Annotated in this window: 19 protein-coding genes and 1 tRNA gene; 5 read left to right on the forward strand and 15 right to left on the reverse strand. The window is 64.5% G+C overall.

The features are described from left to right. Positions 1 to 28 precede the first annotated feature (28 nt). Both ACZ1II_RS17825 and ACZ1II_RS17830 read right to left on the reverse strand, forming a co-directional pair. A tRNA-Arg gene (locus ACZ1II_RS17825) sits at positions 29 to 105 on the reverse strand. A 44-nt stretch (positions 106 to 149) separates the two neighbouring features. Next, positions 150 to 584, reverse strand: coding sequence for a (deoxy)nucleoside triphosphate pyrophosphohydrolase (locus ACZ1II_RS17830; protein WP_465144943.1), 435 nt, complete (start codon positions 582 to 584; stop codon positions 150 to 152). 432 nt (positions 585 to 1,016) lie between these two features. Between ACZ1II_RS17830 and ACZ1II_RS17835 the strand changes: the two genes are divergently transcribed. Next, positions 1,017 to 1,226, forward strand: a complete 210-nt coding sequence (locus tag ACZ1II_RS17835) for a Flp family type IVb pilin (protein WP_465144944.1) — start codon at positions 1,017 to 1,019, stop codon at positions 1,224 to 1,226. Between the two features lie 254 nt (positions 1,227 to 1,480). On the opposite strand, the gene ACZ1II_RS17840 is transcribed toward ACZ1II_RS17835, so the two are convergent. The 4 genes from ACZ1II_RS17840 to ACZ1II_RS17855 all read right to left on the reverse strand — a co-directional run bounded on the left by ACZ1II_RS17840 (position 1,481) and on the right by ACZ1II_RS17855 (position 5,974). Next, a complete protein-coding gene (locus ACZ1II_RS17840) occupies positions 1,481 to 2,935 on the reverse strand; it encodes a M48 family metalloprotease (protein ID WP_465144945.1) in 1,455 nt (484 codons plus the stop codon). A gap of 113 nt (positions 2,936 to 3,048) precedes the next feature. Continuing rightward, complete coding sequence (locus tag ACZ1II_RS17845) at positions 3,049 to 3,921, reverse strand: tyrosine recombinase (RefSeq protein ID WP_465144946.1); 873 nt, start codon at positions 3,919 to 3,921, stop codon at positions 3,049 to 3,051. Between the two features lie 5 nt (positions 3,922 to 3,926). Further along, on the reverse strand, positions 3,927 to 5,804 hold the full coding sequence (locus tag ACZ1II_RS17850) for a hypothetical protein (RefSeq protein WP_465144947.1): 1,878 nt from the start codon (positions 5,802 to 5,804) through the stop codon (positions 3,927 to 3,929). After that, positions 5,801 to 5,974, reverse strand: a complete 174-nt coding sequence (locus ACZ1II_RS17855; protein ID WP_465144948.1) for a hypothetical protein — start codon at positions 5,972 to 5,974, stop codon at positions 5,801 to 5,803. Before ACZ1II_RS17855 ends, ACZ1II_RS17850 begins: the two co-directional genes overlap by 4 nt. A gap of 58 nt (positions 5,975 to 6,032) precedes the next feature. Between ACZ1II_RS17855 and ACZ1II_RS17860 the strand changes: the two genes are divergently transcribed. From ACZ1II_RS17860 to ACZ1II_RS17870, 3 genes are all read left to right on the forward strand, one after another. Next, positions 6,033 to 6,620 carry a shikimate kinase gene (locus ACZ1II_RS17860; protein ID WP_465144949.1) on the forward strand — a complete coding sequence of 196 codons (588 nt, stop codon included), beginning with the start codon at positions 6,033 to 6,035 and terminating at the stop codon, positions 6,618 to 6,620. Beyond that, complete coding sequence (gene aroB / locus ACZ1II_RS17865; RefSeq protein ID WP_465144950.1) at positions 6,611 to 7,720, forward strand: 3-dehydroquinate synthase; 1,110 nt, start codon at positions 6,611 to 6,613, stop codon at positions 7,718 to 7,720. Before ACZ1II_RS17860 ends, aroB begins: the two co-directional genes overlap by 10 nt. Positions 7,721 to 8,079: 359 nt before the next feature. Next, complete coding sequence (locus ACZ1II_RS17870) at positions 8,080 to 9,474, forward strand: peptide MFS transporter (protein ID WP_465144951.1); 1,395 nt, start codon at positions 8,080 to 8,082, stop codon at positions 9,472 to 9,474. A 141-nt stretch (positions 9,475 to 9,615) separates the two neighbouring features. Here the strand turns inward: ACZ1II_RS17870 and ACZ1II_RS17875 are convergent, their stop codons facing one another. The 8 genes from ACZ1II_RS17875 to gor form a co-directional block, all read right to left on the reverse strand. After that, positions 9,616 to 10,398: a thioesterase family protein gene (locus ACZ1II_RS17875; RefSeq protein WP_465144952.1), complete on the reverse strand. Its 783-nt coding sequence runs from the start codon at positions 10,396 to 10,398 to the stop codon at positions 9,616 to 9,618. Positions 10,399 to 10,423: 25 nt separating this feature from the next. Then, positions 10,424 to 12,448 (reverse strand): ATP-binding protein, encoded by a 2,025-nt coding sequence (locus ACZ1II_RS17880; protein ID WP_465144953.1) that lies wholly within the window; start codon positions 12,446 to 12,448, stop codon positions 10,424 to 10,426. Between the two features lie 405 nt (positions 12,449 to 12,853). Further along, on the reverse strand, positions 12,854 to 13,906 hold the full coding sequence (gene bioB / locus ACZ1II_RS17885; protein WP_465144954.1) for a biotin synthase BioB: 1,053 nt from the start codon (positions 13,904 to 13,906) through the stop codon (positions 12,854 to 12,856). 95 nt (positions 13,907 to 14,001) lie between these two features. Beyond that, entirely contained in the window at positions 14,002 to 16,152 is a 2,151-nt protein-coding gene (gene scpA, locus ACZ1II_RS17890) for a methylmalonyl-CoA mutase (RefSeq protein WP_465144955.1), read from the reverse strand. Positions 16,153 to 16,271: 119 nt separating this feature from the next. Next, a complete protein-coding gene (mce, locus tag ACZ1II_RS17895; protein WP_465144956.1) occupies positions 16,272 to 16,733 on the reverse strand; it encodes a methylmalonyl-CoA epimerase in 462 nt (153 codons plus the stop codon). Further along, complete coding sequence (bktB, locus tag ACZ1II_RS17900; RefSeq protein WP_465144957.1) at positions 16,730 to 17,911, reverse strand: beta-ketothiolase BktB; 1,182 nt, start codon at positions 17,909 to 17,911, stop codon at positions 16,730 to 16,732. Before bktB ends, mce begins: the two co-directional genes overlap by 4 nt. A 58-nt stretch (positions 17,912 to 17,969) precedes the next feature. Next, positions 17,970 to 19,496 carry an acyl-CoA carboxylase subunit beta gene (locus tag ACZ1II_RS17905; protein ID WP_465144958.1) on the reverse strand — a complete coding sequence of 509 codons (1,527 nt, stop codon included), beginning with the start codon at positions 19,494 to 19,496 and terminating at the stop codon, positions 17,970 to 17,972. Between the two features lie 274 nt (positions 19,497 to 19,770). Further along, positions 19,771 to 21,117, reverse strand: a complete 1,347-nt coding sequence (gor, locus tag ACZ1II_RS17910) for a glutathione-disulfide reductase (RefSeq protein WP_465144959.1) — start codon at positions 21,115 to 21,117, stop codon at positions 19,771 to 19,773. Positions 21,118 to 21,393: 276 nt separating this feature from the next. Here gor and ACZ1II_RS17915 point away from each other — a divergent pair, with 276 nt between their 5' ends. Next, on the forward strand, positions 21,394 to 22,044 hold the full coding sequence (locus tag ACZ1II_RS17915; protein WP_465144960.1) for an RBBP9/YdeN family alpha/beta hydrolase: 651 nt from the start codon (positions 21,394 to 21,396) through the stop codon (positions 22,042 to 22,044). Positions 22,045 to 22,115: 71 nt separating this feature from the next. On the opposite strand, the gene pgi is transcribed toward ACZ1II_RS17915, so the two are convergent. Next, the gene (gene pgi / locus ACZ1II_RS17920) at positions 22,116 to 23,636 is read right to left on the reverse strand and encodes a glucose-6-phosphate isomerase (protein ID WP_465144961.1); all 1,521 of its coding nucleotides are present in this window, start codon (positions 23,634 to 23,636) and stop codon (positions 22,116 to 22,118) included. Between the last annotated feature and the right edge of the window lie 159 nt (positions 23,637 to 23,795).

Below are 23,795 nucleotides of genomic sequence, written 5' to 3' on the forward strand. Positions count from 1 at the left end.
AACCAATGCCCAACCCCCCGAAGGAGAATGGTGCGCCCGGAACGATTCGAACGTCCGACCCTCAGATTCGTAGTCTGATGCTCTATCCAGCTGAGCTACGGGCGCGTTGGAGAGGCGCCAATAGGAGTCGTTCGCCCTGCCGTCAACGCCTATATCGCGTTCCCGAGCAAGAATGTGGATAACTCGGCCGCGAGCGGATAATCGAGCGGCGGCATCGCCAGATCGGGGATCGCCTCGAGCCTGCACCAATCCAGCGCCTGCGCTTCGTGGGCCTGCGGCTCGCCGCGCCATTCGCGGCATATATATAGAAGAATGACGACCGCCCGGTCGGACTGCCCGTCCGAGGGCGCCAGACTGCCGCTGCTGGCGAAGCCGATGGGCAGCAACGCTTTCTGATCGAGATCGACCCCCAGTTCCTCATTCAACTCGCGTGCGGCAGCCGCTTCCGGAGTCTCGCCCGGCTCCACTTTTCCGCCTGGAAATTCCCAAAGGTTGCCGTGCATCGACGCGGAAGGTCGTTGCTGCATCAGGATTCGCCCATCTGCACGCATCAGCGCGACCGCAACGACCAGCAGAGGCGGCAACGGGGGTGTAAGAGAATTTTCCAGCTTCGCGCCCTCCTTTAGGAACTCTTTAACGCTGAAATGCTATTTCAGGAATATATCGGGGGTATTGCAAGCAATCATGACTATAAAGTCGATTCTACAGCGTATATCTCAAGATAAATCCGGCGCTACTGCAATAGAGTATGCGCTTATCCTGACCATGATCGTTCTCGTAATGCTCGTCTCGCTGAACAGCGTCGCATCGGAGACGATAAAATTGTGGACCGGAATTTTCGAAAAATCTGCCAATGCCATCGAAGGCCAATAACAAGGCAGATCACTTAAGTTTTTTTCAACACTTGTGGCGTAGTTCCAAGCCTGTCCAAAGCGCCGAAGCGAGTGCCTCATAGGGTAAGCCGGGGGGCGGGGCGGACCGGGTACACCAGATTGCTTTCATTCAGGAGACATCAGATGAAGTTCCTCGCCAAGCTGCGCCGTAATGAACAGGGCGCCACCGCTATCGAATACGGCCTGATCGCGGCCCTTATCGCCGTTGCCGCCATTGCCGCCATGCAGGGCCTGGGCACCAGCCTGAAGACCACGTTTGAGACGACTTCGGGCACGCTGGATACCGCGAACACCGCTGCTGGTACTGGCGCTGGCACTGGTACTGGCGGCTAAAATTAGCTTTACACAATCAAGGGGCGGCAGGGAAACCTGCCGCCCTTTTCGTTTGAGCAGAACATCTCCACTTTCACCACGTCATCCTGAGCTTGTTTCAGGATCCATCTCCCCAAACCACCCGCCGCTGATGGTCATAAATGGATCCTGAAACAAGTTCATGATGACGAATGTAGTGTTCATGACGAGTGCGACAACCATAGGTCGCCCGCCGAGAAATCAGTGTAACGGGAGAACAACTTCCGCCCTGCCTCTCAATACGTCACCAGCTTCACTTTCTGCCCCGGCACCAGCCGCGCATTACTGTCCAGTCCGTTCAAGACCAGAAACCGCTCCAGCGCCGCATCCGTATAAGCCATGCGTGCCGCCAGCGACTTCACGGTGTCGCCAGCCTTTACAGTCATCACCGCCAGGCGGCGTGGCTTCACCTGACCGGCATCTGCAGCGGAGATGCGGCGCAGGCTCTTGAACATCGGGTTGAACACCCCTGCCCCGCCGACGCGCGTGATCGTCAGGAAGTGGTAGGCCTTGCCGCCCCCGAAATCGTAGGCGAATACCGCGACGTCCACCGGCCCGCTCGACGCCTGCACCCGCGCCACGCCGTAAGCAGCCGTAAACCCGTTCACCGTGGTCCGCTCGATACTGGACGGCTCGATTCGCGCCTGCCCCGATTCGGTCAGGCTGGAAAACACCGTCTGGATATAGACATCGAGGCCGGTCCCAAGCGGCCCACCGGCGAATTGCGCCTTGCCCGAATCGCCGTTGATCGAAACCGCCTGCGTCCCGTTCACCAGATAGAAGCCCTCCGGCGCCTGAAACGCGAGGCGTAGGTCCGGATGGGTGAACTTGCTGCCGTCGATGATCCCCTGCTTGGGATCGTCGCCATAAATCAGCCCGTCGATGCGCGTGAGGAATACGTCGCGATTCGTCGTGCCGGTGGCGGCACTGCCTGCCAGCGACAGCGCATCGCGGACGCGCGAGGCGGGATCGGGGTGGGTCGAGGCCCATTGCGGCACTTGGCTCGAACTCCCGCGCAATTGCGCTTCGAGCGCATTCTGCCGCGCAAGGCTGTTCAACACCGTCGCCATCGCGCGCGGATCGTAGCCTGCGCGTTTCAGGTAGGTGATGCCGAGTCGGTCCGCTTCCAGTTCCTGCGTGCGCGAATATTTCAGCGTCAGCATCTGCGAGCCTTGCGAGGCCAGTTGCTGCCCGATCCGCCCGAAAGCGCTGTCCCCCAGCAACACGCCCGAGAGAATCGACCCCAGCGCGCCAAGCAACTGGTTGCGCGAGGCCGCCTGCTGCCGCTTGGCCGAGTGACGCGCCGCGACATGCCCCACCTCGTGGCCGAGCACGCCCGCCAGTTCCGCCTCGTTGTTCATGAGCGCCGTCAACTGGCGCGTCACATAGATATAACCGCCGGGAATCGCGAAAGCATTGTTCACCGGCGAGTTCAGCAGCGTGACCGTGAAATCGCCTTTCGCATTCGACAGGCCAGACTGCACGGCGATGTTCTTGCCGACCTGCTCCACATAGGCGGCCTGCGGCCCGGTCAAGCCGCCGCCGAACTCGGCGAGCAGATCGGGATGGGCCTTGGCGCCCTGCTCCTTGTCGGCCCGGCTGATCGAACTGACAGTAGCCGGATAGGCCGCTGCCGCCACGGCGATCCCGGTCGCACTCGGCGCGAAAGCGAGCGCGGATGCCGCCGCCATCGCACTCCACCTGCGCCCAATCCCTTTATTCACGAACACCGCATTCCCCTCCGCCAAGGACGTTTCTCAGGTCTTTCCCGTTCTGCAACGGGATCTGCAAGCGCTTGTTCCCGTCACCCACGCGCCAGCGGATGGCGCGCGTTCACGAGCGCGACGAGCCGCGCGGAATCGACATGGGTGTAGATCTGGGTCGTGGCGATGTCCGCATGGCCGAGCAGTATCTGCAGGACCCGAAGGTCCGCGCCGCCTTCCAGCAAGTGCGTGGCGAAGGCATGGCGCAACACATGCGGCGAGACCCGCGTGGTATCGATTTCCGCCCGCACCGCCAAGGCCCGCAGCAGCTGGAACAGCCGCACCCGCGTCAGGTGGCCGCTCTCCCCGCTCGATGGGAACAGGAACTTCGAATTGCCCCGCCGCACCGCCAGCCAGCGCGAGAGCACCGTACGAGCGCGCCCGCTCACCGGCACCATGCGCTGCTGCCCGCCCTTGCCGGTGACATGCAGGAACGGCGCATCGCGCGGCACCGCTGCAAGGGGCAGCGAGACCAGTTCCGTCGCGCGCAGGCCCGAACCATAAAGCAGTTCCAAAAGCGTCAGCAGCCGCACCGCATCCGAGCGTTCACTCGCCGCCTCGGCCTCGGCAGTGGTAAGAAAGCGTTCGACTTCCTCATGCGAGAGAAGGCGCGGCAAAGGGCGGCGGGTGCGCGGCTTGGGCAGCGAACCTGAGGGGTCATCTACCCGCAGCCCCTCGTCCACCAGGAAACCGTAGAATTGCCGAAGCGCCGAACAGCGACGGGCAAGACTGGATGCCGCCAGCGTATCCCAGGCCTCCCCCAGCGCCGCGAGCGCATCGCCGTCCGCCGCCGCGAGATCGCCGAGTTCCTCCGCCGCCGCCGTCAGATCGCGCCGATAGGCCGCCAGCGTGTTCGCCGCCGCGCCGCGCTCGGCCGCCAGCATCGCCAGAAACCGCTCGGCGTGATCCGCCATGGGAATCAGGCTCGCGCCACGGCTTCCGCAGCGATCATCCGCGCTTCCGCGTCGAGGCCAACCGTGCGCAGGGCCGAGACGATGTGGTAAAGGTAGCGCGGCGTCATGCGCTGCCAGCTGCTGCCCTGCATGCCGAGGCCCGCCAGCATCGCCACGCTGGCGGCATCGCCGTCCCGCGCCGCCCGCTCGATCGCCGTGGTGAAACGGGTGGCACTGTCCAATTGCATGCCCCATTCGTTCGAATAGCGCGTGGCCGCGCCCTCGTCGATGCGGCCCAACCCGGCCAGACCGGCCACGAGAAACGCGCTCTTGCGCTTGTTCTGGCTTTCGTCGTCGCCGTAATAGCTGTCGACCGCGCCGCTATCCACCGCGCGAATGCGGCCCGGCGCCGCCAGGGTCAGCAGCCCCCAGCCCTGGCTGCCGGATGGCACGATCGGCGACCATGCCAGCGCGTTGGTATCGTAACCCGCCGCCAGCATCGAGGCGATCAGCGCTCCGGCATCGTCCGCCAGATCCTTGCTCGGCGCGATGCGCGCGGCGGCGGCGGCGGTCAGCACCTGCCGGGCATAAGCCGCCTGTCCGCTTACACCGGTCCAGAGCGTCTGCATCGCCGCGATACGGGCTGCCGGGGATTCGAGGCCATAGGCATCGCGCAAGGTCTCGGCGCGCTTCTGCCAGTCGCCGGTCACGTCGGGATCAGCGTAGAGCTGCGAATAGAGATCGACCATCGCCGCGTTCGAAAGCACCCCGCTCGCCCCGGCGCGGTCGGCAGCGGCAGCGCGGCGGGAGAGACCCACCATCGGCGCCAGCGCGGTGATGCTGTCATAGGCGGGACCTGCCCCCACCATGGCGCTTTCCGGAGGGGTCAGGCCGACACCGATAGCGAGGCCGTAGCGCCAGGGCGTCATCGTATCGACGCCGTCCCACTCGATCGTCACCGCCTTGCGCGACCGTCCGGCGGCGCCGGCATATTTCTGCGCGAGCAGGGAATCGATGCGCGGCATCTTGCCGCTGACGCGGGCCTTCTCCAGCCGCGAGAGCGCCGCCGCACCACTGCCCCGGAAGGCATCGCAGATCGACTGCGCAGCGCTCCACTCGATGCTGGCGCCCTGTGCGCCCTGAATCGAGAGCACCGGGCACATGCCGGTGAAGTCGGCGGTGCGCTGATAGATGTCGAACGCCTCGCGGGTGATGTCCGGCGTGAAGTTCGAGATATCGAGGCCCTGCAAGACCGCACGCGCGGCGTCACTTTCGCCCATGCGAATCAGCAGGCCGACGCGCAGCGCCAGGAATTGCTGCGGGCTCATCCCCGCCGGAGCCTGAAGCCGCGAGGCCAGTGCGCGGCGCAGCAGGATATGGCCCCAGCGCGAGACCAGCGTGCCGCGATTGGCGGCCAGCGCCGTCTGCACCAGATAGGGGTTCTGCGTGGCGAGCGAGCCTGCCGCCATGCCGCCCTCGTTCTCGTCGACGAGGCCGACCTCGTCCATCGAACGGCGGGCGCCTGCGGGCATGTCGAGATTGAGCTTGTCGGTGAGCAGCTGCTCGAAGTCCTCGGGCGACATGCTCTGGAGTTCTTCCAGCGTCGGCAGCCGCTTCAGCGTACTCTTGCCCGCAGCATCGACGGTCACGAAGGAATCGGGCGAGAAGCTGGGCAGCGCGGTCGGCAGCGGCTGCACCACCGGCGTCGACACGCTGGTCGTCGCGGGACGCGGCGCAGCCGGAGCGCTCGTCGCGGCGGGGCGACTGGGCGCGGGGGTCGGCGTCGGTTCGTCGAACATCTTCGGCAGCAGCGATTCCGGCGCGTCCTGCGCCACCGCCCATGCCGAAGTCAGCGCCAGCGAGGCCCCGACCAGCAGGTGCCATGTCCTTATACGCACGGTCATTGCGGCAACTCCGGCACCGGAACCGGCTGGACGATATCGCGTACCGGCGAGCGGCCGCCGTTCGTCCAGGCAGAGACCGCCAGAGCAATGGCCATCAACGCGATCGCCAGCAGGACGATGGAAACGGCAGCCACGCCTGAGAACTTGCGCCTGCGTTTTGGTATCGTCACTCGCCTTCCTTCACCGATGCTTGCGCTGCGACCTAGCGCAACTATAGGCGATGGAGCAATGGACGTTCAACAGACCCGGTTTTCCGCGCAGGAAATTGCCGCTCTCGCGCGGCGCATCGACCGCCCCATCGTTCTGGTCGGAATGATGGGCGTGGGCAAATCGAGCGTGGGCAAGCGCCTCGCGACCCTGCTCGACTGTCCCTTCATCGATGCCGACGAGGAAATCGAGCGCTCCGCGCAGATGACCATCCCCGAGATTTTCGAGACTTACGGCGAGTCCTATTTCCGCGACGGCGAACGCCGGGTCATCTCGCGCCTGATCGATGCCGGGGTGGAACCAAGGATCGGCCCCTGCGTGATCGCGACCGGCGGCGGCGCCTTCTGCAACGAGGTGACGCGGCAACTGATTCTCGACAAGGCGATCACCGTCTGGCTCGACAGCGAAGTGGAAACCCTGGTCGAACGCACCGCGCGCAAGGACAACCGCCCGCTGCTGCAAGGCGGTAACCCTCGCGAGATTCTCGCACGCCTGCGCGAAGACCGGCGACAGCACTATTCGCTGGCCCCGATCCACGTCATGAGTCACAGCGGACCGCACGTCCAGACGATCAACAAGGTGCTTCAGGGAATTTCGCAATGGCTGTAATCCCCGTCGATATCGCCGGCCGCCCTTACGAAGTGCGCGTCGGCGCCGGGCTGCTTGCCGAACTCGTGCCGCAGTGCCGGGGCCGTCTGCGCAAGCGCGGCGTGCCGATCATCACCGACGCCAACGTCCACGCCGCCTGGGGCGCAGTGGTCGAAGCCAGCCTGCGCGACAACGGCCACGAGCCGCACTGGCGCATTCTTCCGCCCGGCGAAGCCACCAAGTCGTGGGAAGAACTGGCCGCCACGGTGAACTGGCTGCTCTCGCTCGAAGTGGAGCGCGGCGACCATATCATCGCGCTCGGCGGCGGCGTGATCGGCGATCTCACCGGCTTCTGCGCCTCGGTTCTCAAGCGCGGCTGCAAGTTCATCCAGGTGCCGACCACCCTGCTCGCCCAGGTCGATTCGAGCGTCGGCGGCAAGACCGCGATCAACACGCCCGCCGGCAAGAACCTCGTCGGCGCCTTCCACCAGCCCTCGCTGGTGCTGGCGGACCTCTCGGCGCTGGAAACCCTGCCCGAGCGCGACCTGCTGGCGGGTTATGCCGAAGTCGTGAAATACGGCCTCATCGACGATGCCGACTTCTTCGCCTGGTGCGATGCCAATGCCGCCGCGATGCTCGCGGGCGACAGCCAGCTTCGCGAATATGCCGTCGCCCATTCGGTGGCGAGCAAGGCCAGGATCGTCGCGGAAGATGAATTCGAGACCACCGGCAAGCGCGCCCTGCTCAATCTCGGCCACACGTTCGGCCATGCGCTGGAGGCCGAGACCGGCTTCTCCACGCGCCTGCTCCACGGCGAGGCGGTGGCGCTCGGCATGGTGCTCGCGGCACGCTACTCCGCCCGCCGCGAACTGATGCCGCGCGCCAGCGCCGAGCACATCGCCCGCCACATCGGCGAGATCGGCCTGCCCGCCAGCCTCACGTCCCTCGGCCTCGACTGCGACGGTGCCCGCCTTGTCGAGCATATGCTGCACGACAAGAAGATGGACGCAGGCACCCTGCCCTTCCTGCTGCTCAAGGGGATCGGTCAGACCTACCTCGACAAGCAGGTCTCGCTGGACGACGTCGCCGCGTTCCTCGACGAGGAATTGGCGCGAACTTGAGGCTTCGCGCTCTCTACCGACCCGTCATAGGGCACGGAGCGCGCCAGCCCCACAGCTCTATCGCGTTGAATTTCCGATACACCGTGCCCTGCATGCGGCGTATCCGGCAACGAGTCGCGCCTGACTCGCGTTTCCGCTCCATTCCTTCCATGGAATTTGGCGCCGATCGCAGAACCTTTCACGAGGTCCGGGGGCGTACGGAAAGGCGGCAGGTCGATCGGGTCTGTCGCCTTTTCCGTTTGAACAAAGTCGCTTGGCACCGCCGCCCCCGCCAACCTCCTTGCTCGACGTGACATTACAATGACGCGCCACTATGGTGCGCCCTCGGATAACAAAAGTACCGGGTCGCACCAGACGCCATGACACTTTCAGAAGCCACTCCCGAACTCGACTTCCCCGAGGAAATCGAGCGAAACGACCGCGCTTTCCTGGGCCATCCCAAGGGCCTGGGCTATCTCTCCTTCGTCGAGGGCTGCGAGCGCTTCTCGTACTATTCGATGCAGACGCTGCTCGTGCTCTACATGGTCAAGTACCTGCTGCTGCCGGAAAACGTCGGCAAGGTTCTGGGCCTGTCGTGGCTGCGCGGCTGGCACTATTCCGGGCTTGAGGGACAGCCGCTCGCCTCCGCGATCTTCGGCGACTATACCTCGCTCGTCTACCTCACCCCGATCCTCGGCGGCATCGTCGCGGACCGCTGGCTGGGCCGCAAGGCAACGCTCATCGCGGGCGCGGTGATCATGTCGCTCGGACATTTCCTCATGGCCTTCGAGGGCATGTTCCTGCTGGCGCTGGTATCGCTGGTGGTCGGCGTCGGCCTGTTCAAGGGCAATATCGCCAGCCAGGTCGGCGAACTCTACAAGCCCGGCGATCTGCGCCGCGCCATGGCGTTCCAGATATTCTACATCGCCATCAACGTATCGGTAATCGCCGCGCCGCTGATCGCCGGTACGCTGGGCGAGAAAGTCGGCTGGCATTACGGCTTCGGCACTGCCGGGATCGTCATGGTGCTGGGTCTGGTCATCTACCTCAAGGCCGGACACTGGCTCCCCGCCGACAACCGCGCCCCGAAGGGCGAAAAGGCGCCCAAAATCCGCCTGAGCCGCTCCGACTGGCCGCGCCTCGGCGCTCTTGCGGTACTGGTGCCGGTGCTTGCCGTGGCGATGATGAGCAACCAGGAAATCTTCAACGCCTACCTCGTCTGGGCGGACGACAAGTTCCAGCTGACCTTCTTCGGCGATACCCTGCCAACGAGCTGGATGATCACCGTCGACGCCACCCTCAGCTTCTCGATGCTGGTTGCCGTGGCCGCCTTCTGGAATTGGTATTCCGCCCGCACCGGCCGCGAACCCGACGAACTGGGCAAGATGATCATCGGCTCGGTCTTCAGCATGATGGGCGGCATGTGCCTGGTGATCGCCGCCGCGACCGCCGGGAATGCCAAGATCGGTCTGTTCTGGCCGGTGATGTTCCACTTCTTCAACTCGATCGGCTTCGCCCATATCATGCCGGTCAGCCTCGCCCTGTTCACCAAGGTCGCCCCGCGCGCGCTCAACGCGACGGTCGTGGGAATCTACTACCTGGCCTTCTTCGGCGCGAACAAGGTCGTGGGCGAAGTGGGCGGCTGGTATTCCTCGATGGATACCGTGTCGTTCTGGCTGCTCCACGTAGGCTCTGCCGCCGTGGGCCTGATCGCCTTTGCGGCATTCAAGATCGCGCTTGGCAAGACGCTGGCGGGTGAGCCGGCTCCGGACTGATTAGACGAAACTGACAAGAAGCTCGTCGTCCCCGCGAAGGCGGGGACCCCGCTTGTTCTGCAAGCTCTGTGTTTGGCGCAAGGAAAGCGGGGCCCCCGCCTTCGCGGGGGCGACGAGGATTTGAATTGAAATAGCAGGTCCTCAGCCGAACACGGCTACCGACTGCAGCCCGGCGATCACTGGCCTGCCCGCCGCATTCCATTGCAGGATACGCTCGCTCGCCCCACCATCGCGCGCGAATTCGCTGGTCGAGCGCAGCAGCCACCAACCATCCTCGGTCGTCGGCGCCGGTTCCAGCACGTTGATATGCCAGTGCATCGAACTGATCGGCACGCGGAAATTCAGCAGCGGAAGCACCGCCGTCGGCAAGGCATCGCCGACAAGCACTGCTTCCAGCGCCGGATCGAGACCTTCGCGCTCCTTGAGCCGCACCCACCAGCACAGATCGGCCTCACCCGGCGCCGACTTCGGGAAGGCGAACCGCACATCGAAGTTCCGCTTCAGAAACTCCGGTGCAACTTCCATCGGCACCGGCTCGGCATCCGCAACCGGACTTACGCCCTCCGGCATCGGGTAACCGTCGATGTCCGCCGCGCTCTCGATCTGGCGCATGAACACGAAGCTGGCGCTGAAGCCGACGCCCTTCTCGTTCGACAGTTCTGCCGCAACCCAGGTGGCATTGCGCCCCTTGCGCACGATCCGCGCCCGCGCCTCCACACGGCCCGCCAGCGGCGCGATCATCGCGAACTGGCCCGAACGCAGCGGCGGCAATTCGGGATCGACCCGCTGCGCCGCAGCCAGCGACAATGCCGAAGTCAGCCCACCGTAAGCGGTGCGCCCCTGCAGCCAGCCCTCGGTAATATCGAAAGCGAAGCCGCCCTCGATCTTCTCCGCAGCGGCGAGAAGCGCGGCAAAACCCGTCATCAGAACACCCTCGAACCGCTGAATGTCATTCCATTTCGAGGATCACGGCGTCCACCGCGAGGCTTTCGCCCGCCTTGGCATTGACCGCCTTCACCACGCCCGACTTCTCGGCGCGCAGGATGTTCTCCATCTTCATGGCCTCGACGACGGCAAGCGGCTGACCGGCTTCCACCTTGTCGCCCTCACCCACATGGAGCGCGACGAGCAGGCCCGGCATCGGGCAGATCAGGTACTTCGAAAGATCCGGCGGAATCTTTTCGATCATGTGCTTGTTCAGCCCGGCGATGTGGCTGGGCAGGATCAGCACATCGTGGATGCAACCGCGCGTGGTCATCTTCAGGCCCGTACGCGTGGGCGCGACGCGGATACCGATGGCCTCGCCGTCAATCTCGGCGTCGATCAGTCGGTCGCCCGGGGTGTATTCCATCGCGAGGTCGACCGAGACGCCGTTCACAGTGACGTCCTCGTCATCGATGACGACCTCATACGGCGCCTTGTCGATGGTGACGGTCCATTCCGAAGGCGGAGCCAGACGGCGCGGTGCCAGTTGGCCATCGACGCGGCGGGCACGGTCGGCCCGCGCGGTGGCGACGAATGCTGCGACGGCGGCCAGCTTGCCCTTTAGCTCTTCCGATGCAGGCGCGCCGGTGAAGCCTTCGGGATATTCCTCGGCAATGAAGCCCGTGGTCAGCTCGCCCGAGCGGAAGCGCGGGTGCTGCATGATGGCCGAGACGAAATCGATGTTGTGCCCAAGGCCCTCGATCTCGAACAGGTCAAGCGCGGCGACCTGCTTGTCCGCCGCCTCGTCGCGGGTCTCGCCCCAGGTGATCAGCTTGGCGATCATCGGGTCGTAGAACATCGAGACTTCGCCGCCTTCGTAGACACCGTCATCCACGCGAATGCCGTCCACACCGCGACGGCCGTTTTCGGCGCCGTCGTCATCCCAACCATCAACCGGCGGCTGATAGCGCACAAGACGGCCGGTCGAGGGCAGGAAGCCGCGATAGGGATCTTCGGCATAGACGCGGTTTTCGATGGCCCAGCCGTCGATCTTCACGTCGGCCTGCGTCATCTCCAGCTTTTCGCCGGCAGCGACGCGGATCATCTGTTCGACCAGATCGACGCCGGTGATCGCTTCGGTAACCGGGTGCTCCACCTGAAGGCGGGTGTTCATTTCGAGGAAGTAGAAGCTCTCGCCCGTCGGATCGGCGCCCGAGACGATCAGTTCCACCGTGCCCGCCGAGTAGTAGCCCACTGCGCGCGACAGGGCGACGCACTGCTCACCCATGGCCTTGCGCATCTTTTCAGTGACGAAAGGCGACGGCGCTTCCTCGACCACCTTCTGGTGGCGGCGCTGGATCGAGCATTCGCGCTCGTTCAGATAGAGGATGTTGCCATGCTTATCGCCCAGGATCTGGATCTCGATATGGCGCGGGTTGAGGATGAACTTCTCGATGAAAACGCGGTCGTCGCCGAAGGAGTTCAGGCCTTCACGCTTCACGCTTTCGAAGCCTTCACGCACGTCCTGCTCGCTATAGGCAAGGCGCATGCCCTTGCCGCCGCCGCCGGCCGAGGCCTTCATCATCACCGGATAGCCGATCTCGTTCGAGATGCGCACGGCGTGCTCGGTATCCTCGATCTCGCCGACGAAGCCGGGCACGACGTTGACGCCGGCCTGCTTGGCAAGCTTCTTGGATTCGATCTTGTCACCCATCGCGGCGATCGCGCCGACGGGAGGACCGATGAACTCGATGCCCTCTGCGGCCAGCGCTTCTGCGAACGAGGTACGCTCCGAAAGGAATCCATAGCCCGGATGGACGGCTTCGGCCCCGGTCTGCTTGCAGGCCTGGATGATCTTGTCGGCAATCAGGTACGACTGCGCGGCGGGCGCGGGGCCGATGTGGACGGCCTCATCAGCCATTTGCACGAAAGGCGCGCGGGCATCGGCGTCGGAATAGACGGCCACCGTCTGGATGCCCATGCGCCGCGCGGTCTTGATGACGCGGCAGGCAATCTCGCCACGGTTTGCGATGAGGATTTTCTTGAACATCTCAATCCCTGTCTTTTGTTCTACGCCAAGCGGCGAAAAGTCCCACCAAGATCAAAACGATCAGGCTCCCCGGAAACATGAGGAACCTGATCAGTCCGTCATTCTCGCATTCCGCACTGCCAGGGCGCCCGCAGTCTCCCAGCGCCACACCGAACAGCATCATCGCTACGAAGGCCGTCCCCAGCAGGCCGAGCGCAATACAGCCAACGCTCCGTGCCGAACTCGAACCTTCGCTAAAACTCAAGCTCCGCCCACTCCCTCATCGTCCCCCTGAACTTGTTTAGCTCCGCTGGCCTGACGGCTCAGGGTCCATCGCGCCGCACAGGCCATCGGTCCGAACGGCGAAATGGATGCTGAAACAAGTTCAGCATGACGGGGATGGAAGGGTGCGCGGTGCCCCATTCGTTATTCCGCAGCTTCCAGCTTGGCGCAGCCCTTGGGCATGCGCTGGGCTTCGACTTGCGCCGGGGTCAGTTCGATGGCCATCGGCTTGATGCCGAGACGGGCGAACATCGCCGCGTCGTTGTCGTCGCCGGAGTTCGGTGCGGTCAGCAGCTTGTCGCCGGTGAAGATCGAGTTCGCGCCGGCCATGAAGCACATCGCCTGCGTCATTTCGGACATCGATTCGCGGCCGGCCGAGAGGCGCACCATCGACAGCGGCATGGTGATGCGCGCCACCGCGACGGTGCGCACGAATTCCACATCGTCGATCTTGGCAAGCGGGGTATCGGCCAGCATGTCGCCCAGCACGGTGCCCTTCACAGGAACCAGCGCGTTGACCGGCACCGACTGCGGGTGATCGGGCAGCGTCGCCAGCGTGTGAACGAAGCCCACGCGGTCGGCGCGCGTCTCACCCATGCCGACGATGCCGCCGGAGCAGACGTTGATGCCCGCCATACGCACGTTCGACAGCGTATCGAGGCGGTCATCCATCGTGCGCGTGGTGATCACCTGATCGTAACGCTCGGGCGAGGTGTCGATGTTGTGGTTGTAGTAATCGAGACCCGCTTCGGAGAGCATGTCCGCCTGATCGGGCGTCAGCATGCCCAGCGTCATGCAGGTTTCCATGCCCATGGCGCGCACGCCCTTCACCATCTCGATGATGGCGGGCATGTCGCGGTCCTTGGGGTTGCGCCAGGCGGCGCCCATGCAGAAGCGGGTAGAGCCCTGATCCGCCGCCTGCGCCGCGCGCTGCAGCACCTGCTGCACTTCCATCAGCTTGGTCGCCTTGACGCCGCTGTTGGCCGAAACCGACTGTGAGCAATAGCCGCAGTCTTCCACGCAGCCGCCGGTCTTGATCGAAAGCAGCGTGGAAAGCTGCACTTCGTTGTGCGGATGGCTGGCGCGATGGACTTCGGCTGCGCGGAACACCAGTTCGGTGAACGGCAGGTCGAACAGCGCCGCGATTTCCTCACGGGTCCAGTCGGTACGTGCAGTGATGGCGGGGGTGTCAGTCATAGTCATTCCTCAGGCGGCCGGTCTGCGCGCGGGATGACGCGCGGCCAAACCCCGGTCATAGGGGCAAGCGCGGCGTCGATCCAGCGTGGCCATCCTTATTCCGCCGCTTCCAGCGAAGAACCGAGCGGCGGCATGTTGTGGCCGAGCAGGCGCAGCACGTCGGCGGCGCATTCCACCACGTTAGAGCCGGGGCCATAAATGCCCTGAACGCCCGCATTGCGCAGGAATTCATAATCCTGCGGCGGGATGACGCCGCCGGCGATCACCTTGATGTCGCTGCGGCCGGCTTCGCGCAGTTTCTGGATCAGCTCGGGGATCAGCGTCTTGTGACCGGCTGCCAGCGAGGACGCGCCGACAACGTCGACCCCGCTCTCCAGCGCCAAGACCACGGTTTCCTCGGGAGTCTGGAACAGCGGGCCGGAAACCACGTCGAAGCCCATGTCCCCGAAGGCGGAGGCGATCACGTTGGCGCCGCGATCGTGGCCGTCCTGACCCATCTTGGCGACCAGCACCTTGGGCTTGCGGCCGAGACGGCGTTCCACTGCCTGCACGCCGTCCAACACTTGCTGCCAGCGGCTGTCGCCTTCGTAAGGCGCGGCATAGACGCCCTTCACCGGGGTCGGCTGCGTGCCATAGCGCTGGAAGCTGTCTTCCATGGCCGAGCTGATCTCGCCCAGCGTCGCGCGGGCGCGGGCGCATTCGACGGCGAGCGCAAGCAGGTTGTTCTCGATGCTTGCGGGCGCGGCGGCACCGTCGCGCAGGGCCCCCAGCGCAGCCTGGCACGCAGCCTCGTCACGTTCCGCCTTCATCTTGTTGATGCGGGCGATCTGGCCTTCGCGGACCTTGGCGTTGTCCACTTCCAGCGTTTCCAGCAGGTCTTCGCTGGCAAGGCGGTACTTGTTGACCCCGACGATCACGTCGTCGCCCCGGTCCACACGGGCCTGACGGGCGGCGGCGGCGGTCTCGATCATCGCCTTGGGCCATCCGGCGGCGACAGCCTTGGCCATGCCGCCTTCGGCCTGCACGCGCTCGATGATCTCCCACGCCTGGTCGACCAGTTGCTGCGTCAGCGCCTCGATGTAGTAGGACCCACCCAGCGGATCGACGACATTGCACATGCCGGTCTCCTCCTGGATGATGATCTGCGTGTTGCGGGCGATGCGGGCCGAAAAATCGGTCGGCAGCGCAATCGCCTCGTCCAGCGCGTTGGTGTGCAGCGACTGGGTGCCGCCCAGCATCGAGGCCATCGCCTCGATCGTGGTGCGGATGACGTTGTTGTACGGGTCCTGCTCCTGCAGCGAAACACCCGAAGTCTGGCAGTGCGTGCGCAGCATCTTCGAACGTTCGTCCTTGGCGCCGAGCTCCGTCATCACCCGATGCCACAGCACACGCGCGGCGCGCAGCTTGGCCACTTCCATGAAGAAGTTCATGCCGATGGCGAAGAAGAACGAGAGGCGGCCCGCGAACTTGTCGATATCGAGGCCCGATGCCGCGCCGTACTTCACGTATTCCGCGCCGTCGGCGATGGTGAAGGCCAGTTCCTGCACCTGCGTCGCCCCGGCTTCCTGCATGTGATAGCCGGAAATCGAGATCGAGTTGAACTTCGGCATCTCGCGGCTGGTGTAGCCGAAGATGTCCGAGATGATCCGCATCGAAGGCTCTGGCGGGTAGATGTAGGTGTTGCGGACCATGAACTCCTTGAGGATGTCGTTCTGGATGGTCCCGTCGAGCAGCTTGCGGTCTACGCCCTGCTCTTCACCGGCAACGATGAAGAAGGCCAGGATCGGGATCACCGCGCCGTTCATCGTCATGGAGACCGACATCTTGTCGAGCGGAATGCCGTCGAACAGGATCTTCATGTCCTCGACGGAATCGATGGCGACGCCCGCCTTGCCCACGTCACCCACGACGCGAGGATGGTCGCTGTCGTAACCGCGATGGGTGGCAAGGTCGAAGGCGACCGAGAGGCCCTTCTGGCCCGCGGCGAGGTTGCGGCGATAGAAGGCGTTCGATTCCTCGGCCGTGGAGAAGCCCGCGTACTGGCGGATGGTCCAGGGGCGGCCGGCATACATCGAGGCGCGCACGCCGCGCGTGAACGGCGCGAAGCCGGGAAGGCCGGGATCCACGGTCACGTCCTCGGCAGTGTAGAGCGGCTTTACCGCAATACCCTCGGGCGTGTTCCAGGTCAGGTCCCTACCCTTGACCTCCTTGTCGGCGGCTGCCTTCCAGTCGTTGATGTCTGCCATGTTCGGCTTCCTGCATCGTCGTCCCGGACTTGATCCGGGACCGGTGTCTGTCTTTAGGCGGGCGCTCTCTTCGGGGCACCCTGCCGCGAGGTGGGCCGTTCTCGGCCAACGGTCCCGGATCAAGTCCGGGACGACGTGAAACTCAATGCCCCCCCCTTGGGCGTTTCCATGATCTCGGTGAGCTGACCGCCCATGTCCTTGGGGTGAACGAAGAAGATCAGCGTCCCGTGTGCGCCCACGCGCGGCTCACCCAGTACACGCTTGCCAAGGCCTTCGAACCACGCCTTGGCCGCGTGAATGTCCGGCACTTCGTAGCAGATGTGATGCTGCCCCCCGAGCGGGTTCTTCTCCAGCCACTTGCCCACGGCCGAGTCCGCCGCAGTAGGCTGGAGCAGTTCGATCTGCGTGCCCGCCGTGCCATCTTCACCGGGCGTATTGACGAAGCAGACGCGCACTTGCTGGCTTTCCAGCACGAACGGCTCGGTAATATCAGTGGCGCCCATCACATCGCGATAGAACGCGATCGAGGCGTCGAGATCCGGCGTGGCGACGCCGATATGGTTGAGACGGCCCAGCTTCACGCCACATTCTCCAGTACGAGGGCGATGCCCTGCCCGCCGCCGATGCACATGGTGACAAGGCCGTACTTCCCGCCCGCGCGCTTCAATTCGTACATGCACTTGATGGCGAGCATCGTGCCGGTCGCGCCGACCGGGTGGCCGATGGAAACGCCCGAGCCGTTGGGGTTCACCTTCTCGGGATCGAAGCCGAGCACCTTGGAAACGGCGGCAGCCTGCGCGGCAAAAGCCTCGTTGCTCTCGATCACGTCGATCTGGTCAAGCGAAAGCCCGGCGCGCTTCAGCGCCACCGGCACGGCCTTGATCGGGCCTTCGCCCATGTAGGCGGGCTCGACACCGGCATGGCCCCAGGCGACGATCTTCGCCATGGGCTTGAGGCCCCGCTTCTCGACCTCCGAAGCGGTCGCCAGCACCACGGCGGCAGCACCGTCGTTGATGCCCGAGGCATTGCCGGCGGTCACCGCGCCGTCCTTCTTGAAGGCGGGCTTCATGCTGCCCAGCGTCTCGACAGTGGTGTCGGCGCGGACATGTTCGTCGGTGTCGAAGACGGCGACGCCCTTGCGGGTCTTCACTTCGATGGGAAGGATCTGGTCCTTGAAGCGACCTTCCGCAATCGCGCGAGAGGCGCGCTGGTGGCTGGTCGCGGCAAGCGTGTCCATGTCTTCGCGCGTGACACAGTGACGTTCCGCCACGTTCTCGGCCGTGATGCCCATGTGGTAGCCGCCGATGGCGTCCGACAGGCCGACGGTCAGCGCGTCTTCCTGCGTATTGGCGCCCATCTTCTTGCCCCAGCGCACGCCGTGGTCGTGATAGGGCACGTTCGACATCGATTCCGCGCCGCCCGCGACGGTGATCCCAGCCTCGCCCAGCTTCATCATCTGCGCGGCCGAAACGATCGCCTGCACGCCCGACCCGCAAAGGCGGTTGAGCGTCAACGAAGGCACTTCGAACGGCACGCCGGCATTGATGCCGATCACGCGGCTGAGCATCTCGTCCTTGGCGCTGGTCGGCATGACCTGGCCGATGACGATATGGCCGACGTCCTCAGGCGAAACGCCCGCGCGGGCCAGAGCCTCGGTCACGACCTTGCCGCCGAGATCGGACGGCATGAACGACTTCAGCGAGCCGCCGAAATCGCCGACTGCCGTGCGCACGCCGCTGACGATGTAGATGTCTTCCATGACCTGACTTCCCAATTTTGTTTCTGATGCTGGCCGTCTTTCGCGGCTCAAGCTCACGTCAAAGCGGAATGTTGTCGTGCTTCTTCCAGGGGTTTTCGAGGCTCTTGGTCCGCAGCTTGCGCAGCCCCAGCGCGATGCGCTTGCGGGTCGAGTGCGGGTAGATCACCTCGTCGATATAGCCCCGGCTCGCCGCCACGAAGGGATTGGCGAAGCGGTTCTCGTATTCCTTGGTCTTCTCGGCAATGCCTTCGGGCGAGAGGCCGCGGAAGATGATCTCCACCGCGCCCTTGGCGCCCATCACCGCGATTTCGGCGGTCGGCCAGGCGTAGTTGAGATCGCCGCGCAGGTGCTTTGACGCCATAACGTCGTAGGCGCCGCCATAGGCCTTGCGGGTAATCACGGTGATCTTCGGCACGGTTGCCTCGGCATAGGCGAACAGCAGCTTGGCGCCGTGCTTGATGATGCCGTTATGCTCCTGATCGGTGCCCGGCAGGAAGCCCGGCACGTCCACGAACGTGATGATCGGGATGTTGAAAGCATCGCAGAAGCGCACGAAACGCGCGGCCTTCTTGGACGAGTTGATGTCCAGCACGCCCGCCAGCACCATCGGCTGGTTGGCGACGACACCCACCGTCTTGCCCTCGATCCGGCCGAAACCGACGATGATATTGCCGGCATGCATCGGCTGAACCTCGAAGAAATCGCCCTCGTCGAGCGTCTTCCTGATCACCTCATGCATGTCGTAAGGCTGGTTGGCCGAAGGCGGGATCACGGTGTCGAGGCTTTCCTCGGCACGGTCCCACGGGTCGGCGCAAGGACGCTCGGGCACTTCCTCACGGTTGCTCAGCGGCAGGAAGTCGAAGAAATCGCGCGCCGCCAGCAGCGCCTCGATATCGTTCTCCAGCGCAAGGTCGGACACCGAGGTCTTGCTGGAGTGCGTGACCGCACCGCCCAGCTCTTCCTGCGTGACGACTTCGTTGGTCACGGTCTTCACCACGTCCGGCCCGGTGACGAACATGTAGGAGCTGTCCTTCACCATGAAGATGAAGTCCGTCATCGCCGGCGAATAGACCGCGCCGCCCGCGCAGGGGCCCATGATCAGCGAAAGCTGCGGCACCACGCCCGATGCGAGCACGTTGCGCTGGAACACTTCGGCGTAACCGCCGAGCGAGGCCACGCCTTCCTGAATGCGCGCGCCGCCGGAATCGTTGAGACCGATCACCGGCGCGCCGACCTTCATCGCATTGTCCATCAGCTTGCAGATCTTCTGCGCGTGACGGTGCGACAGAGAGCCACCGAACACGGTGAAATCCTGGCTGAACACATACACAAGGCGGCCATTGATGGTGCCAGAACCCGTGACGACGCCGTCGCCGGGGATGCGCTGGCTTTCCATGCCGAAGTCGGTGCAGTCATGTTCGACGTAGAGGTCGAATTCCTCGAAGCTGCCTTCGTCCAGCAGAATGTCGAGACGCTCCCGCGCGGTCAGCTTGCCCTTGGCGTGCTGCGCGGCAATGCGCTTCTCACCACCACCCAGCTTTGCTGCGGCGCGGCGCTTCTCCATTTCGGCGATATTGGCGGACATCCGGGTTCCCTTGGAAAGTGACCTTGACGGCACGAATTATTGCCTCTGCTAGGCAGTTCGGGGGGGTAAGGTCAATAGATTTAATTGATCGGTTAAATGACAAAAGTGGCAGGTTCGCATCCAGCCCCGCCCCGGCGCCTCATCGACGAGCGTCCGCGCCGTCCCATGCAAAAAGCGCCGCAACCGGGGATCGGTAGCAGCGCCCTTGCTTCGTCCGGACGCAGCGGTCCGGGGTGATCGCAGATCGGACAAGCACGGCCCGCCCGCAAACAACTCACTTCATGAGAACAAGCTCTTCGGACATCGTGGGATGGACGGCCACGGTAGCGTCGAAATCGGCCTTGGTCAGACCCGCCTTCACCGCAATTGCAGCGGCCTGGATGATTTCCGGCGCTTCCGGGCCGATCATGTGCAAGCCCAGCACGCGGCCGGTATGCCCGTCGCAGACCATCTTGTAGAGCGAACGCTCGTTACGGTGGGCGACGACATTCTTCATCGGGCGGAAGTCGCTCGTGTAAATCTTGACCTCGCCGTACTGCTGGCGTGCCTGCGCTTCGGTCAGACCCACCGAACCGATCGGCGGATGGCTGAATACGGCCGAAGGGATGCAGCCGTAGTCCACCGTCGTCGGCTTGCCGCCGAACACGGTATCGGCAAAGGCATGGCCCTCGCGGATCGCCACCGGGGTCAGTTGCACGCGGTTGGTCACGTCGCCCACGGCGTAGATATGATCGACGCTGGTCTGCGAATATTCGTCGACCTTAATGGCGTTCTTGTCGTCCAGTTCGACGCCGACGTTCTCCAGCCCCAGCCCCTCGATATTGGGCACGCGGCCGGTCGCGAACATCACGCAGTCGACTTCGAGCGGCTCGTGGTTGGTCATCGAGACCGTCAGCGAGCCGTCCGCGTTCTTCTCGATGCCCCGGAAATCGGCATTGAAGCGGAAATCGATGCCTTTGGTGAGCGAGATCTGGAGCAGGCGGTCGCGCATGGATTCGTCATAGCCGCGCAGCAACTGGTCCGAGCGGTTGATGAGGGTCACCTTCGAGCCGAACTGGTGGAAGATGCCCGCGAACTCGTTGGCGATATAGCCCGCGCCCGCGATCAGGATGCGCCTGGGCAGCGCATCGAGATGGAAGGCCTCGTTCGAGGTGATGCCGTGCTCGTGGCCGGGGCAGGACGGGATCAGCGGGCGCGCGCCGGTGGCGATGAGGATGACTTTCGCCGTCTTCTTCTCGCCGCTGGCCAGAGTGATCTCGTGCGGGCCGGTGATCGTGGCGCGCTCGTGGAAGATTTCCACCTGGTTGTTCGAAAGCGTCTGCGTGTAGAGACCATTCAGCCGGTCGACATCGCCCATCACGTTGTCGCGCAGCTTGATCCAGTCGAACTTCGCTTCCGGAATGTCCCAGCCGAAGTGCTTTGCGTCCTCAAGGTCCTCAGCGAAGTGCGCGCCGTAGACGAGCATCTTCTTGGGCACGCAGCCGCGGATCACGCAAGTGCCGCCGACCCGATATTCCTCGGCAACCGCCACGCGCGCGCCGTGCGCCGCCGCGATCCGGCTGGCGCGCACGCCGCCCGATCCTGCGCCGATGGTGAAGAGGTCGTAGTCGAATTCTGACATGCACTTGGCTCCTGCTGCACCGGCCTGCAGTCCGGGCACGGGGCATATGGGGCAGATCGCCGCCGATTGCCACCGGGTGTTCCGCCCCGCGTGAGAAGCTCTCCTTTACCCGCCCCAAGTAACGAACCGTCGAAACGGCCGCCCCGCTGACCGCAAAATATTTGTCAACCAAAACAGTTGAGTTTATGGGAGTCGCATCACCAGCCGCTCCCTACAGGACAGCCTGCGCCCGGCGGCCCGAACTCCCCAGCAACGATTCAGTCGGGAGAAGAGAGAATGGCAAAGACGAACCTTGAGCCCGCAGCACCTGCGCAGGAACCGCTCGTGCTGCTCATCCCCGGCCTCGACGGCAGCGGCCCCGGCCACTGGCAGCGCCGCTGGGCCGAAGAGATGGACAATGCCCAGATGGTCGACCTCGGCCTATGGGAAAAACCGCATCGCAACACCTGGATCAACCGACTCAACCATTCGGTGCAGCGCGCCGGACGCCCGGTCGTGCTGGTGGCGCACAGCCTCGGCTGCCTGCTGACGGCATGGTGGGCGAAGTTCGAACAACCGGGAACGACATCTCCGGTAGTCGGCGCGCTTCTGGTCGCGCCGCCGGAAGTGGACTTCTTCCCGCGCGACGACCGGCTCAACGGCTTCGCACCGACGCCGAGCGAGGCCCTGCCCTTCCCCTCGATCCTGGTGGCCAGCCGCAACGATCCGTGGATCGGCTTCCCGACCGCACGCCTGCTCGCCCGCCAGTGGGGCAGCCAGTTCGTGGACGCGGGCGAGACCGGCCACATCAATGCGGATTCGAAGATCGGCAGCTGGGAGGACGGCAAGTCACTGCTGCGCCAGCTTACCGGCAAGCGTCCTGCCGGAGACAGCGCCCGCCTACCGCTTCCGGCAGACCGGCCCGAAGCCCTCGAATACCGATCCTGACGGGTATCGACCTCCAGCGAAACCCCGCAAGGAGCCGGGGCAGGTCTACATGACCTGCCCCGGCTTTTTTATCAGGCGATACCCGAAAGCTTGAGAAGCGCTTCGGTCGAAGGGTCGAAGGTGGTGCCACCCTTCTCGATCTGCTTGGCGATTTCCTTGCCCAGTTCGACGCCGAACTGGTCGAAGGGATTGATCTCCATCAGCACGGCATTCGCGAAAGTGCGATGCTCGTGGAAGGCGATCAGCGCGCCGAAGGTCGCGGGCGAGACTTCGTCGAGCAGGATAGTCGCCGAAGGGCGGTCGCCCGCATAGGCACGGGCCGGGTCTTCGCTGGCCTTGCCCGCCATCAGCGCGGCGCCCTGCGCGAAGCAGTTCGACAGCAAGATGCGGTGATGCGCGGGGTTGAGGTCGTCACCCGGCGCGATCGCGGCGATGAAGTCCACCGGCACGAGGTTGGTGCCCTGGTGCAGCAGCTGGAAGACCGCGTGCTGGGCATCGGTGCCGACGCCGCCCCAGGTGATCGGCGCCGTCGGGCCGTCAACCGGCGAACCGTCGACCTTCACGCTCTTGCCGTTCGATTCCATCTCCAGCTGCTGGAGATAGTCCGGCAGCAATGCGAGGCGTTCGTCATAGGCGAAGACCGCGCGGGTCTGGCAGCCGCGCAGACGGGTGTAGTACTGGTCGGCAAAGGCCGCGCGCAGCGGCAGGTTGGCGAGGCCGTCGGTATCGCGGAAGTGCACGTCCATCGCCGCCGCACCGTCGAGGAACTCGGCGAAGTCCGGCCAGCCGAGCGCCATGGCGACCGGGAAACCGATCGAAGACCACAGCGAATAACGCCCGCCGACGCTTTCCGAGAACGGCAGGATGCGCGTCTCATCCACGCCCCATTCGACGGCCTTTTCGGGCGCCGCGGTCAGCGCGACGACGCGGCCATAGGGGTCCTCGACGCCGTGCTCGCGCATCCACCCGAGAACGCTTTCGGCATTGGTCATCGTCTCGATAGTGGTGAAGGTCTTGGAGGCGACCGCCAGCATCGTCGTCGCCGGATCGCACTTGGCGAAGGCCGCTTCCAGCGCGCAGCCGTCGATATTGGAGACGACATGAACGTCCACCATCGCCCCGTCGCGGGCGAGCGCATCGATCGCCAGCGCCGGGCCGAGTGCCGAGCCGCCGATGCCGACGTGGATCAGGTGCTTCACCTCACCCATCGCGCCGCGGTGGATCGCCTCGACGATGGCGGCCATGCGGGCGTGGAATTCGTGGGCGAGCACGACGCTCTCCTCGCTGCCGACACCGCGCTGGGCGGTATGTTCGGCGGCACGGCCCTCGGTCGTGTTGACGATCTCGCCCGCGAAGAGCGCAGCGCGGCGCCCCGCGAAATCGGTCGCCACGGCCAGTTCCTCGAAGGCGGCGATATGGGCCGCGTCGAGGTGGGTCTTCGACCAGTCGAACCGGATCGCGCCGGGGCTGGTCTCGTCGCCCAGCTCCAGACGGCTGGCGAGCAGGTCGAGACGGGCCGGATCGGCGTCGAAAAGCTCGGCAAGCGTCGGTTTGGGCAATCCTTTCAGCTTGTTCCACACCGCTTCGCTCATGCCATGGTTCCTTTGTTCAACTTGGGGGCAGCCTTATGCATAGCAGGCAGCGGAAGGCCAAGTGCCATTCTTGCGTAAACATCTACACATGTCGCTCGACGAAAACATGACGTTTTTGGTCGATAGCGGCACATCTTGCCCGCGTATCTCCTTGACGGA

This window comes from Novosphingobium sp. BL-S-20 (genome assembly GCF_055521635.1).